The organism is Asticcacaulis sp. AC402 (assembly GCF_000495835.1).
GTDB lineage: Bacteria > Pseudomonadota > Alphaproteobacteria > Caulobacterales > Caulobacteraceae > Asticcacaulis.
In genome coordinates, this window is sequence record NZ_AWGC01000001.1 from 25,834 (window position 1) to 38,840 (window position 13,007).

At 60.4% G+C, this 13,007-nt stretch carries 13 protein-coding genes; 6 read left to right on the forward strand and 7 right to left on the reverse strand.

Features of this window, described 5'->3' with window-relative positions:
* Positions 1–368: 368 nt before the first annotated feature.
* Both cobT and cobS read right to left on the reverse strand, forming a co-directional pair.
* A complete protein-coding gene (gene cobT, locus ABAC402_RS21320; RefSeq protein WP_023447622.1) occupies positions 369–2,234 on the reverse strand; it encodes a cobaltochelatase subunit CobT in 1,866 nt (621 codons plus the stop codon).
* Between the two features lie 205 nt (positions 2,235–2,439).
* Complete coding sequence (cobS, locus tag ABAC402_RS21325) at positions 2,440–3,441, reverse strand: cobaltochelatase subunit CobS (protein WP_023447623.1); 1,002 nt, start codon at positions 3,439–3,441, stop codon at positions 2,440–2,442.
* Between the two features lie 193 nt (positions 3,442–3,634).
* On the opposite strand from cobS, the gene ABAC402_RS21330 reads away from it, so the two are divergent.
* Positions 3,635–4,036 carry a nuclear transport factor 2 family protein gene (locus tag ABAC402_RS21330; protein WP_031234968.1) on the forward strand — a complete coding sequence of 134 codons (402 nt, stop codon included), beginning with the start codon at positions 3,635–3,637 and terminating at the stop codon, positions 4,034–4,036.
* A gap of 155 nt (positions 4,037–4,191) precedes the next feature.
* Here the strand turns inward: ABAC402_RS21330 and ABAC402_RS0119490 are convergent, their stop codons facing one another.
* Positions 4,192–4,641, reverse strand: coding sequence for a GFA family protein (locus ABAC402_RS0119490; RefSeq protein ID WP_031234969.1), 450 nt, complete (start codon positions 4,639–4,641; stop codon positions 4,192–4,194).
* Positions 4,642–4,731: 90 nt separating this feature from the next.
* On the opposite strand from ABAC402_RS0119490, the gene ABAC402_RS21335 reads away from it, so the two are divergent.
* Complete coding sequence (locus ABAC402_RS21335) at positions 4,732–5,439, forward strand: GNAT family N-acetyltransferase (protein WP_023447626.1); 708 nt, start codon at positions 4,732–4,734, stop codon at positions 5,437–5,439.
* Between the two features lie 113 nt (positions 5,440–5,552).
* Here ABAC402_RS21335 and ABAC402_RS21340 read toward each other — a convergent pair whose 3' ends face one another.
* Positions 5,553–6,215: a J domain-containing protein gene (locus ABAC402_RS21340; RefSeq protein WP_023447627.1), complete on the reverse strand. Its 663-nt coding sequence runs from the start codon at positions 6,213–6,215 to the stop codon at positions 5,553–5,555.
* 65 nt (positions 6,216–6,280) lie between these two features.
* Between ABAC402_RS21340 and ABAC402_RS21345 the strand changes: the two genes are divergently transcribed.
* Both ABAC402_RS21345 and ABAC402_RS21350 read left to right on the forward strand, forming a co-directional pair.
* Complete coding sequence (locus ABAC402_RS21345; protein ID WP_023447628.1) at positions 6,281–6,559, forward strand: BolA family transcriptional regulator; 279 nt, start codon at positions 6,281–6,283, stop codon at positions 6,557–6,559.
* A gap of 51 nt (positions 6,560–6,610) precedes the next feature.
* On the forward strand, positions 6,611–7,915 hold the full coding sequence (locus tag ABAC402_RS21350) for a TadE/TadG family type IV pilus assembly protein (protein WP_023447629.1): 1,305 nt from the start codon (positions 6,611–6,613) through the stop codon (positions 7,913–7,915).
* A gap of 1 nt (position 7,916) precedes the next feature.
* On the opposite strand, the gene ABAC402_RS21355 is transcribed toward ABAC402_RS21350, so the two are convergent.
* Together ABAC402_RS21355 and ABAC402_RS21360 are read right to left on the reverse strand one after the other, a co-directional pair.
* A complete protein-coding gene (locus ABAC402_RS21355) occupies positions 7,917–8,846 on the reverse strand; it encodes a polysaccharide deacetylase family protein (RefSeq protein WP_031234971.1) in 930 nt (309 codons plus the stop codon).
* Positions 8,847–9,128: 282 nt separating this feature from the next.
* The gene (locus ABAC402_RS21360; protein ID WP_023447631.1) at positions 9,129–9,494 is read right to left on the reverse strand and encodes a hypothetical protein; all 366 of its coding nucleotides are present in this window, start codon (positions 9,492–9,494) and stop codon (positions 9,129–9,131) included.
* Positions 9,495–9,658: 164 nt separating this feature from the next.
* Between ABAC402_RS21360 and ABAC402_RS21365 the strand changes: the two genes are divergently transcribed.
* Together ABAC402_RS21365 and hppD are read left to right on the forward strand one after the other, a co-directional pair.
* Positions 9,659–10,861 carry an aromatic amino acid transaminase gene (locus ABAC402_RS21365; protein WP_052025236.1) on the forward strand — a complete coding sequence of 401 codons (1,203 nt, stop codon included), beginning with the start codon at positions 9,659–9,661 and terminating at the stop codon, positions 10,859–10,861.
* 19 nt (positions 10,862–10,880) lie between these two features.
* Positions 10,881–11,921 (forward strand): 4-hydroxyphenylpyruvate dioxygenase, encoded by a 1,041-nt coding sequence (gene hppD, locus ABAC402_RS21370; protein ID WP_031234973.1) that lies wholly within the window; start codon positions 10,881–10,883, stop codon positions 11,919–11,921.
* A 308-nt stretch (positions 11,922–12,229) separates the two neighbouring features.
* Here the strand turns inward: hppD and ABAC402_RS21375 are convergent, their stop codons facing one another.
* Positions 12,230–13,006, reverse strand: coding sequence for a molybdopterin-dependent oxidoreductase (locus tag ABAC402_RS21375; RefSeq protein ID WP_023447634.1), 777 nt, complete (start codon positions 13,004–13,006; stop codon positions 12,230–12,232).
* Between the last annotated feature and the right edge of the window lies 1 nt (position 13,007).

The following is a 13,007-nucleotide window of genomic DNA, read 5'->3' on the forward strand; positions in this document are numbered from 1 at the left end:
CCGGCGGCACCATCGTTGCGACCGGAGTCGAAAAAAGTTGGGCCGAAGCTCAACGTGCGTCAAAACGGGCGAAAGAACGCCTCGACGCCAAGGGCGCTTAGAGCGCAATCCGATAAAGTGGACGCCACCGCACGGGCGCCCCCGTTTTCGGAGAAATTGCGCGACAAAACAAAAACTTATACCAACCCTCGATGACCTTGACTCATCGTGGATTGGCAAGGGCGACTGCCCGCCCGAGCTTACGCGAGGAGCCATGAGGCGCTTGAGCTGAAAAAATGCGAATACCAAGCGTCATTCTTTATGAGGCTTGGTATGAGAGCGGAGTTTTGAGTCCATCAACACGCTTCCAGCTCCAGAGTCCGCCAACGTCACTTTTCCTGGAACAATTCGGTAAGCTTATCCATCAGCCCGCCGGCGAGATGTTCCACATCTATCAGGGTCAAGGCGCGCTGGTAGTAGCGTGTGACGTCGTGGCCGATGCCGATGGCGACAAGTTCGATGCGCCCGGCCTGCTTCTTGGGCCCGCCTTCGATTTCGGCGATCACCCGGCGGAGGTGGTTTTCAAGATAGTGGCCGTTGTTGACGCTCAGGGTCGAGTCGTCGACCGGCGCGCCATCGGATATCACCATCAGGATCTTGCGCTGCTCGGGCCGGTTGACCAGGCGTGAATGGGCCCATTGCAGAGCTTCGCCGTCGATGTTTTCCTTCAACAGGCCTTCGCGCATCATCAGGCCCAGATTCTTGTGCGTCCGGCGCCACGGCGAATCCGCTGCCTTGTAGATGATGTGGCGCAGGTCGTTCAGCCGCCCCGGACCGGCCGGCTTGCCTTCGCGTACCCACTTTTCCCGCGACAGCCCGCCCTTCCACGCCTTGGTGGTGAAGCCCAGGATCTCGACCTTGACACCGCAGCGTTCCAGGGTCCGCGCCAGCACGTCGGCGCAGATGGCGGCCACCATGATCGGCCGCCCGCGCATCGAGCCGGAATTGTCGAGCAACAGCGTCACCACCGTGTCGCGGAATTCCGTGTCCTTTTCCTGCTTGAACGACAAGGGGGCCGACGGATCGACGATCACCCGGGTCAGCTTGGCGGCGTCCAGCACGCCTTCTTCGAGGTCGAACGACCACGACCGGCTCTGCTGCGCCATCAACTTACGCTGAAGTTTGTTGGCCAAACGCGACACCACGGTCGCCATATTGGCCAGTTGGGCATTCAGGAACCCGCGCAGCCGCTCCAGTTCCTCAGGCTCGCACAGCTCCTCGGCGGCAATCACCTCGTCGAACTGACGGGTGAATACATCGTAGTCCTTCCTGACCTTGTCGGCAAAGGGCGCTTCGTCGCGGACATCAGCCTCGCCCGCCTCGCCGTCGGGAACCTCGTCGGTCGAGTTTTCGGACGCCATCTGCGGGTCGCCCGACATCTGGGTGTAGTCTTCTTCGCCCTCCTGGGCCTGTTCCTGGCCCTGCTGGTCGGGCTCGGGCTGGTCTGGCTGCTGCTCGCTGTCGTCAGGCTGTTCGTCTTGTTCGGCGTCGTCCCGGGGGCTGTCGCCGTCGTTCTCACCTTCGTCGCCCTCGTTCTGCTTCTCTTCCTCGGCGTCAAGGCTGTCGTCGACAAGGTCCAGAGCGGTAAGCACCTGGCGTGCCTGTTGGGAGAAGGCTTTCTGGTCGTGAATAAGTCCGGCCAGTTTTTCCAGACCATCGCCGGTCTTGTCGGCGATCTCGTGGCGCAGCATATTCACCACGCGTTGGACCGAGGGCGGCACGGGATCTCCGGTTACCACTTCACGCGCCATCAGGCCCAGTATCTCGGGCAGGCCCAGTTCGGACTTGTCTTCCTTGCGCATCAGGCCCGAGCGTTCAAGATCGTTTTCCAGCGCCGCCTGCAAGTTCAGCCGCACGCCTGCCATGGCACGGGCGCCGATGGCTTCAAGGCGCGCGGCTTCCAGAGCATCAAACGCTTGGCCGGATTGGTGATCACGCGGCCTTGCACGGGCATCAATGGCAGCGTCATGATGGGCGCGGCGCAGCGCCATGCGATCTGCCTGGCCGCGGATTCGCTGGGCCAGCTTGGGTGCCAGGTCGCGCGGCGGATGCGGCAGAATCAGCTTCTGCCCGTCAAGGCGCGGTCCGTCGGAGCCGAAGACGACCTCCAGGTCAGCATCCTCCGCCAGGGCGCGGGTCGAATGGATCAGCGCCTTCTTGAACGGTTCGCTTAGAATGGTCGGCTTTTGCGCCATGGGATACAGCGGATCTTTCTAAACTTCTCCTCCCGATGTCTTCCATAGGGAGGTGGCGAGCAAGTGAGCCCCCTTATGGGGCGAAACGCGTCGAGGCGGAGGGGGCCTTTCACCGCCCACAAGATACCCTCCACCGCTTCCTTGCGCGGCAGGCGCAACTCGCTTACCGCTCACCCCCTCCCTACGTTCAGTAGGGAGGAGAAAATCAGATAACCTTCACTTTCAGGGCGCTTTCCTTGACGTCGGTACCGAAGGCGCGCTGGTAGAATTCGGCCAGGGTATGGCGCTCCAGTTCGTCGCTCTTGTTGAGGAACGACAGGCGGAAGGCCAGTTCCGGATCGTTGTTAAAAATCAGGGTGTTCTGCGCCCAGGTTATAACCGTCCGCGGCGACATGACGGTCGAGATATCGCCATTGGAGAAGGCCGAACGCGACATGTCGGCCACGCGCACCATGGCCTCGATCATCGGCTTGCGCTGAGGCGTGTCGAACTCCGGCACCTTGGCCAGGACGATCTCGACCTCGGCCTCGTGAGAGAGATAGTTCAGCGTCGTGACCAACGACCAGCGGTCCATCTGGCCCTGGTTAATCTGCTGGGTGCCGTGGTAGAGGCCGGTCGTGTCGCCCAGACCAATGGTGTTCGTGGTCGAGAACAGCCGGAAGAACGGGTTCGGCTTGATGACCTTGTTCTGGTCCAGCAGGGTCAGGCGGCCCGAAGCCTCCAGCACGCGCTGGATGACGAACATCACATCGGGGCGGCCAGCGTCGTATTCGTCGAACACCAGGGCGACCGGGCGCTGCAATGACCACGGCAGAATACCTTCGCGGAATTCGGTGACCTGCTGGCCGTCCTTCAACACGATGGCGTCCTTGCCGATCAGATCGATCCGCGACACGTGGCTGTCCAGGTTGACCCGGATCATTGGCCAGTTCAGCCGGGCGGCGATCTGCTCGATGTGGGTCGACTTGCCGGTGCCATGAAAGCCCTGGACCATAACGCGGCGATTATGGGCAAAGCCGGCACAGATAGCCAGGGTAGTCTGCGGGTCGAAGCGGTAGGCGGTGTCGAGGTCCGGCACATGCGAATCGCGGTGAGAAAACGCCGGAACCATCATGTCCGAATCGACGCCGAAGACCTCACGGATGCTCACCTGTTTATCCGGTGCGAAGGTCAAAAGCGGATCTGGATATTCGAGTTCGGCGGACATGGCGGGGTCAGGCTTTCGGGACGATTTGACAGCACGATTTGGCACAGGGAAGGATCGTGATTTCAGCTAAGACTTTGCCGCCACCGACACAACCCAAATGTTCACCGACGGCCAATTTTGTCGCCGTGCGGACGATCCGAGTGGTGTATACAGGGTCCCGACCAACGGCCCGGAAAACCCCACGGAAACCACCATGCCCCAGGACAGCAACCGCGAACTGATCCTCAGCTACTACAAGGCACTGGAGGCCGGCGATGGCGACGCCCTGTTCGCCCTTTACGATCGCGCCGTTGTTCAGACCGAATGGCCCAACCCGCTGAAGCCAAGAGGCGACCGGCGAGGTCTGGAAAAGCTGCGCGCCGATTTCGAACGCGCCAAGGGCGTTCTGAGATCCCAAACCTATGATATCAAGACTCTGCTGTGCACAGACGACTACGCCGCCGTTGAAGCGACCTGGGAAGGCGTGGTCGCCATCCCGCTGGGCAAGCTGGTGCCGGGCGACGTCATGACGGCGCATATTGCAACCTTTTTCACCTTCCGCGATGGCCGGATCGTCAACCAGCGCAACTACGATTGTTTCGAGCCTTTCCGTTAGAGCGCGACGTGTTTTGGTGAAATCAAAGTCCCGCTCTTCGCTTTTGTTTTGTCGCGCAATTTATCCGAAAACGGGAGCGCCCGTGCGGGTGCCACACACCTTATCGGATTGCGCTGGTTGACGATCCGGCGATCGCGGCCTGCGCCGGGTGACGATCACGATTCGTCCGGATACTGGTAGCTGACCAGTTTGTCGAGGAAGGGTGCGGCTTCCAGGTCATCCATGGTCTCGCGCACCGGCCAGTCATTGACTTGATCCATCCACGGTATACGGCCTTCGACGCCATACTGAATATCCGGTACAATGGCCTGCGGGTGGTCGAAGGCGCCGATGGCCAGGGCCACGCCGTCGGGCGCTTCATAGGTCAGGGGGGTGCCGCATTTGGGGCAAAAACCGCGCTTTACCAGGTTGGAACTTTGGAATCGTGCCGGCTCATCTTTCGTCCAGGTCAGGCTGGCTTCGCGTACCGATACCAGCGGTGCAAAGACATTACCGAAGGCCTTCTGGCACATGCGGCAGTGGCAAACCGATGGCCGGCCCAGGGTCCCGGTCACCTCGAATCGCACCGCGCCGCACTGGCATCCACCCCTGAATAGATCCGTCATGTCCATCTCCGTTTGCACGTCTCTACTTCATGCTGTGACGGTTTGCGACAGCATCTTGACGGACGTCCCAGCCCCTCCTATCCCGGCGCGATGCACCCACTCAACAATCCCGTCTGGCATGCCCTGACCAGCCGCCACGCCCATTTGGCGCAGGGCCGGGCGCCTGTATTGCGCTATCCGCCGGAGGTTTCGCCGTTTGCGGCGCTGGAAACATCAGATGCGGTTGAACGCCTGGGCGAGGTGATCCCTGGAGGCGGAAATGCCCTGATCTGGGCCGACGCGGTGCTGGAAGCACCGGATGGTCTGGAACGGCTGGTGGCCTTTCCTGTCTTGCAACTCATTGCCGAAGATTTCCGTCCCACCGCCGTGACCATTGAAACGCGGCAGCTGACGCCACAGGACGTACCCGCCATCCTGACCCTGACGGAACTGACGCGGCCGGGACCGTTCGGGCCGCGCACCATCGAGAAGGGCTATTTCGCCGGCACCTTCGACGATGGCCGGCTGGTGGCCATGGCCGGTGAACGGATGTGCCTGCCGGGCTTTACCGAGATCACCGCCATCTGCACCCATCCCGATTACCAGGGCCAGGGCCTGGCGCGGCAGATGATGGCGGTAATCGGTCGACGCATCGTGGCGGAAGGCCGCACGCCCTTCCTGCATTCTTTACCGGACAATGCTGCGGCGATCCGGGTCTACGAAAGCGCGGGTTTCAAACCGCGAAAAATGTGGCAGGTCAACCTGTTCGGCCGCGCTGGCGCCAGCACGGACAGCGACGGCTATTTTAAAAACAAATAGCACCGGCGTGTAAAACTGCGAGATTTGAGTCGCATGGCAGGAGGTGAGCGCCAGCCTGTATGGACATAGAGGCCAGCGAAACCGACGAGCTAGCCGGCCAAAGACCGCAGATTTTACGTAAGGTTCATCTTTTTCAGGACTTTATAGGCCTTGATCACTCTTTGCAGCTTATCCTCAGCCGAACGGTCACCGCCGTTATTGTCCGGATGGCAGCGCTTGAGCAGTTCAGTGTAGCGCACGCGGATGACCTCGGCGGCGACTCCGACCTCCAGGTCCAGGTCGGCAAAGGCTTGCCGCTCGATCTTGCCGTACTGGCGCTGGGCCGGGCCGGCTTCGTCGCGCTTGGGCTTGGCACCCGCGCCGAACACTGAATGCGGATCGTAGAAACCCTTGGACTGGGTACCCTTGGCGGAAATATTGGCAGCTTCACGTGACAGGCGCGAAGCCCGGAATGCCCAGGTCGGCCGGCCACCCGTCATGATGGCTTCACGATGGCCGCGCGCCTCACCTTCGCTCATACCCGCAAAGAAGTTCCAGTTCTTATTGTATTCCGAAGCGTGAGCGACGCAGAAATTGTAATATTCATTCATCATTTCGCGCGACTTCGGCGCTCTCGCCGTTGCTGCCTTATGGCATTCCGGCCACTCGCACGGCTTTTGGCCAGCTTTCAGATGCAGTACATCGTCCTCAGGCCGCCGCACATGTTCCTCGCCCTCCTTGGGCGGTCGGATGCGCATGTCCATGAATTTGGGCTTGTACTTAAATCCTTCGCTCATATGATGAAGCTTACCCTTAAACGTAACAAAACATCGAAGATCTACACGGCGAAGAGGGCCGAAATATGGGAAGTGTCGCGGACCGCATCCGATCGAAGCTCGAACAGGCCTTCACGCCACAGCGCTTGGAGATTCTCGACGACAGTGCCAAACATAGTGGACATGAGGGCGCGCGTGAAGGGGGCGAGAGCCATTTTTCCGTGATCATCGTGTCAAATCGCTTTGACGGCCTAAGTCGAGTGGCGCGCCAGCGCCTCGTCAACACGGAATTGGCGGACGAACTGGCCGGTCCTGTGCACGCTTTGGCACTGAAAACCCTGACGCCGGCCGAATCGAACGGTTGATTAAGCTGTTTATGGCATGCTTTCAGCGACTAAAAATGCTGGGACGCAAGCGTGCTGAACGGACTTAAAAGATTCCTCGGCGACAAGCGCGGCAATGTCGTCATGATCGTGGGCCTGGCCCTTCCGATCGTGCTGCTGGCCATCGGCGGCGCCGTTGACTTCAGCCGCGTGGGTCAGCTGAAAAAGGAATTGCAAGACGCGGCCGATGTCGCCAGTGTCTCCTCGATTGCCGTCAACTCCTATGCCTACAAGGCCAACGTCAAGGGCCACAGCAGTTTCAAGACCGGCGAAGACCAGGCCAAAGCTGTCTTCAATTCCAATGTCAAGAAGCGTAGTGACCTGACCAACCTAAAGTTCAAGGCCTCAATTCATAAAAAGTCGACCAACCTCGTCTCCGACGTGTCTGTGACCGCGGACTACAAGCCGTATCTTCTGGGCCTGATGGGCATGAGCCGCGTCCCGATCTCGGTCAAGTCGACCTCGGCCTCGACCTTCCCGCCCTATATCGACTTCTACCTGCTGCTGGACAACAGCCCGTCCATGGGAGTCGGCGCCACCACCAAGGATATTAACACCATGGTGTCCAATACCTCGGACAAGTGCGCCTTTGCCTGCCATCAGATGGACAAGGCCGGCAAAGACTATTACGCTCTGGCCAAGAAGCTGAAGGTGACCACGCGGATCGACGTGGTGCGGCAGGCCACCCAGAACCTGATGACGACGGCCGGCAATACCCGGTCCCTGACCGATCAGTATCGCATGGCCATCTATCATTTCGGTATGGCGGCAGACGCAATCGACGCCAAGAACCCGCAGCCCTATCTGATCAGTTCTCTGACCGCCGATCTGGGCACGTCTGCGACCCATGCCGCCAAGATCGACCTGATGACCATTCCTTATCAGAATTACAATTCCGACCGCCAGACCAACTTTCAGTCAGTCCTGTTGGGCATGAACAAGATCATACCCTCGTCAGGGGACGGCGCTTCGGCCTCCAAGCCGCAACAGGTACTGTTTTTCGTCTCGGACGGCGCCAATGACGGTTATGACTGCGCCTACTCCAACGGCGCCTCGTGCCGACGTATCACACCGCTGGACACAACCCAGTGCAAGGCGATTAAGGCCCGGGGCGTCAAGATTGCCGTGCTGTACACCACCTATCTGCCTTTGCCGACCAATGCCTTCTACAACGCCTATCTGGCAAAATATGTTACGCCGACGTCGCAACTGGCCCTCAAGATGCAGGAATGCGCGACCGAAGGACTCTATTTCGAAGTCGGCCCAGATCAGGGCATTTCCGACGCCATGAATGCCCTGTTCACCAAGGTCATTTCGTCAGTCCGCATTTCATCCTGACCTATTGGCACATACCCATGATCGGGCCGACATCGTTCAGCGAAGCGATCGAGCCGTCGTCGATCTTGATGCCCTTTTCCTGCGCCACCCGCTCCAGCATGGTGCCCTGGGCCGCCTTCGGTCCGGTGAAGTCATAGGCCGGGTCGCTCTGGGCCTGCTCCAGCGTCACATATTCCGCGCCTTCGGCATCGAAGGCCGTCAGAACCTCAGGTAGCATCTCTCCGGTGAAGGCCCCAACATGGATCAGTAGGACATGCGGAATATCGCGGCCGTAAATCTTTTGCGACAGGCCACGCGCCCGTTTCACGGAAGCCACGACGTCGCTCATGTATTTTTCGCGCAGAGAGGCGACCGCCGCCGTATCACCCCTGGCCGCGCAACGCGCATAGGCGTCGGTGTAGGCCCAGTCATTGAAGGTGATGGTGACGTCAGCGATCCGGTAGCCCGTGTCCTTGACAAACTGCATGATCTCGCCATGGCCGGCATCGCTACCGGCGTTCAGGAAGGGAAAGCGCAGCCAGTGCCAATCTGCGTCCCCCATGTAGGACTTGAGGATCGGTTCATTGCCTTCGATATCACCCTTGAAGGCCGCAACCGTATTCTGCGAGGCGCTCATATGGGTGAAGCCATGATTGCCCAGCGGATGACCAGCCGCCCGCCATGACGCAAGGACCGTCTCGGTTGAAGGATCCTCAATCAGGCTCTTGCCGTTAATAAAGCCCCAGGCCTCCTTGACGCCGTGCACCTTGAAAGCGTTAAGGAAGTTGTCGCCCACCTGCTGACGTGTGGTTCCCGGCGGCAGGGCGCCATGCACCGTCAAGTCATCGACAGTAATCGAGACCTGGAACTTCGGCTTGTCGCCGGCAAGCGCCGGGCCGCAGGCCATCACCATCAGTGCCGCGCTGGCAGCCAACAGGCGGGAAAAGGTCATCGGAATCTCCTCGCATACGGGCTCTGGGCGGCCGTTGCCGTCACCTTGCCGCGCTTTGACCACCGCCGCAAGACGCAGATCCAGCAAACCAGGGCTTCGATTGTCATCACGCGCTGACAACAGCGCGAAAATCCCGTGAATCGCTATCACGAGCGGCGTCTCTATGGGCGCCAGCATGACTTCGTTCTGGCGCCGGCTTACGCCCACTCGCAAGCGTCGAAGCGCCTGACTACCGTCCGCTGCCTCCTGGCTGTTTCAGGCCTTGCCTTTGCAGACACGGCGCTATGCTGCGCGGGTGGCACCGGCGAACCGGTCGGCCGCGGCCCGCGTCAGCGCTTCCAGTTCCACGAAACGGTCGGGATTCTGATCGTGGAAGACAAAACAGGTCTTGCTGGTCGACAGCCGCTTGAGGCCCTCGGGCACGATCAGGTCGCGGCCCTCTCTGGCTGCCAGCGGCGGCAAGTAATAGGATACATTGCTACCACTCAGACGAACGGAACCGAACCAAACCGGATCCTTGGCATTCATGACGTCGCGTGCCACATTGAGGGTGAGTTCGCCCAGCGCGTCCTTGGCTATCTGCATGGTCGGCGCGGCGCGCACCATCAGACCGCGCAGGGCGATGTAAAGCGGATAATGGTCAGACATGTGTACTTTTCCCGTATTGAAAGCCGATTCACGGGCCTTTGAGTTCCGACCATAGCGCGAAAGTACAAAAAAATTCCAAACAACATTGCCAGATCGATGATACAGGTTTAGTTTCAAAAGATACGATTATACGCCCAACGTCTGGTGCCCTGATGAAACCTGCCATGAGTTCCAACCGCCTGGATATCCGCCCTGCGCCAGGCCTGATGGACACCCTGGACGAGCAGCCGCTCGACCCGATGCTGATGGTCTTGCATCTGCTGCGCAGCGATCCACGCCCAAACAAGATCGATCTTGGCATCGGCGTCTATCGCGACAACACGGGCTGCACCCCGATCCTGCAGGCGGTGAAGTCGGCTGAGCGCCATCTGGTCGAAACCCAGACCAGCAAGGACTATCTGTCACCGGAAGGCGATGCCGGCTTCGTCGCCGCGCTTGCGCCCATCGTCCTGGGAGACGGCATCGGCGGCGAAACAATCTGGGGCATGCAGACGCCCGGAGGCACTGGCGCCCTGCGCCTGGCGGCCGCTCTGCTCCATCGTACAAACCCGGAATGCCGCGTCTGGATCGGCACACCAGGTTACGTAAACCACGCCATGCTGATGCAGGCCGCCGGCCTCGAAGTCGTCGACCATCCCTTCTTCGACAAGCCCAGCCAGACGCTTCTGTTCGATGCCATGATGTCGGCGCTGCACGAGGTCCGCCGCGGCGACGCCATCGTTTTGCAGTCGGGTTGCCATAACCCCACCGGTGTCGAATTCAGTCACGACCAATGGCGTGACCTTGCTGCCTTCCTCAATGACCGCGGCGTCGTGCCGGTGATCGACATGGCTTATCAGGGCCTGGGTGCCGGGCTCGACGAAGACGCCTGGGGCCTGCGCCATGTCCTCGACCATGTGCCCGAAGCCCTGGTTTGCGTCTCCGGCTCGAAGAATTTCGGCCTCTACCGCGACCGCGTCGGTGCGCTGTGGGTCCAGGGCACCAACGCCGGCAGCGTTCGCCGAGCCCGTACCAATCTGAACCTGATGGCCCGCACCCTGTGGTCGATGCCGCCCGACCATGGCGCCGCCGTGGTCCGCACGATCCTGGACACGCCCGCGCTCGCCGCCCAGTGGCGCGCCGAGCTGGAGACCATGCGTTTACGTATTGCCGGCCTGCGCCATGATTTGGCCACGGCCGTCCCTGAATTTGAGACCGTAAAGACACAGTCCGGCATGTTCAGCCTGCTGCCGCTCGACCGGGACCAGGTCACCTGGTTGCGAATCGAGCACGGCATCTACATGGTGGAGTCTGGCCGTATCAATATCGCCGGATTGAACGAGGGCAACCTCCCGGTGTTTGCGAACGCCTTGCGGTCCGTTTTGTAAGAACCCTATGGAGACGGTGATGAACACACCTGTTAATCCCCTGGGTCTGGACGGATTCGCCTATGTCGAATTCACCGGCCCCGACACCACGACCATGACGCAGCAGCTGGAACTGCTGGGCTTTACCGCCGCCATGCGTCACCCGTCGCTGGATATCGTCCTGTACCGCCAGGGCCGTATACGGTTTGTGGTCAATCACCTGGCCACACCGCACGCCCGAGCCTTCGCGGCCGAACACGGTCCATCGGCGAGTGGCATGGCCTTCCACGTCAAGGATGCCGCGAAAGCTTACGACCTGGCGCTGGACAACGGCGCACGCACGGCCACGGTCGCCGGCCTGCGTCCGGATTTTGTGCTGGAAGGTATCGGCGGCTCGCTGCTGTACCTTGTTGACGGCGATCCCTTCGCCGGCTGGGCGCCAATCCCGGGCGCCGATGAGGCGGAAGCCCGCAACAGCGTCGGGTTCGACGTGCTCGACCACCTGACGCACAATGTGAAGCGCGGCGAGATGCGCACCTGGTCGGAATTCTACCGTCAAATCTTCGGCTTCGAGGAGCAGAAGTATTTCGACATCAAGGGCCAGGCGACCGGACTGTTCAGCCAGGCGATGATCGCCCCCGACGGCGCCATCCGCATTCCGCTGAACGAAAGCCAGGACGACAGCTCTCAGATCGAGGAATTCCTTCGCCAGTATAACGGCGAAGGCATCCAGCACATCGCCCTGACCACGCCCGATATCTATGCCACGGTGGAAAAACTGCGCGCCCGCGGGGTGAAGCTCCAGGACACGATCGACACCTATTACGACCTGGTCGACAAGCGCGTTCCGGGCCATGGCGAGGACCTGGACCGCTTACGCAAAAACCGTATCCTGATCGATGGCGACACGGGCGACGAGGGTATCCTGCTGCAGATCTTCACCGAAAACACCTTCGGGCCGATCTTCTTCGAGATCATCCAGCGCAAGGGCAATGAAGGCTTCGGCAATGGCAACTTCCAGGCCCTGTTCGAGTCGATCGAGCTGGATCAGATCCGCCGCGGCGTCATAAAAGTCGCCTGAACCGTATGGTTAAGACGGTGATTCCCCACCACATATAGGAGTGAACAAGGCGGCAACACGGCGATGTCAGTGATTCTTACACGGTTTGTTTCCGCACCGTTCAGAGGGGCGGCGGAATCCCGTTAATCTTATCCTCCACCGCGTGCGGGGGAGGTGTCGAGCAAGCGAGCCCATCTTCGGGCGAAGCGCGTCGAGACGGAGGGGGCGTTCCGAGCTCCTGGCTCCCCCTCCGCTTCGACGCGCTTCGATCTGCGATCTTCGCTTGCTCAGCACCTCCCCCGTAAACGGTGGAGGATAAGACAGTTATCTCAACTCCCACCGAACCAGTTGTACCCGACATCCTCCCAGTAGCCGCCGGGATAGTCGTTGGTGACGAAGATCTCGGTGATGTGCTTGGGGTTCTTGTAGCCCAGCTTGGTCGGCATGCGCAGTTTCATCGGGAAACCATACCAGGTTGGCAAGGTCTGCCCGCGAAACGTAAAGGCCAGGATCGTCTGGGCGTGCAGGGCTGTCGGCATATCGATCGAGGTGTGATAGCCGTCGGCGCATTTGAAGCCGATGTATTTGCACGTCACATCGGCGCCCACCCGCTTGAGAAATTGCGAAAACACCACCCCGCCCCACTCGCCGATGGCGCTCCAGCCCTCGACGCAGATATGGCGGGTGACCTGGCTGACCTGTGGCAAGGCATAAAGCGCCGGCAGATCCCACGCCCGCTTGTCGGCGATCTGACCCGACAGCTGCAGCCGGAAGCTTTCGGCGTCGACCTGCGGGACCTTGGCCAGGGGATAAAAGGCATTGAATGGAAACGGATTGGCAATTTCGGATCGCGGATATTCCGGCGCCATATCGTTCGGATCGAACAGGGCCGCCTGGACGTCGTCATTGAAACGCGAAATCCGCTCCAGGATCTTTTTGATCGACTGTTCGTCGCGGATCAGAATGCCGGTGGCCAGCGACAACCCGCCGAGCGTCAGCAGATTGCCGAGCAACCGACGCTTGCCCGGGTCTTTCAGCAGGCCGTTGGCCTCCTTCAGGATGGCATCCTTGTCGCGTTCGATTTCAGGCGGAAGTTTCCGGTCCATC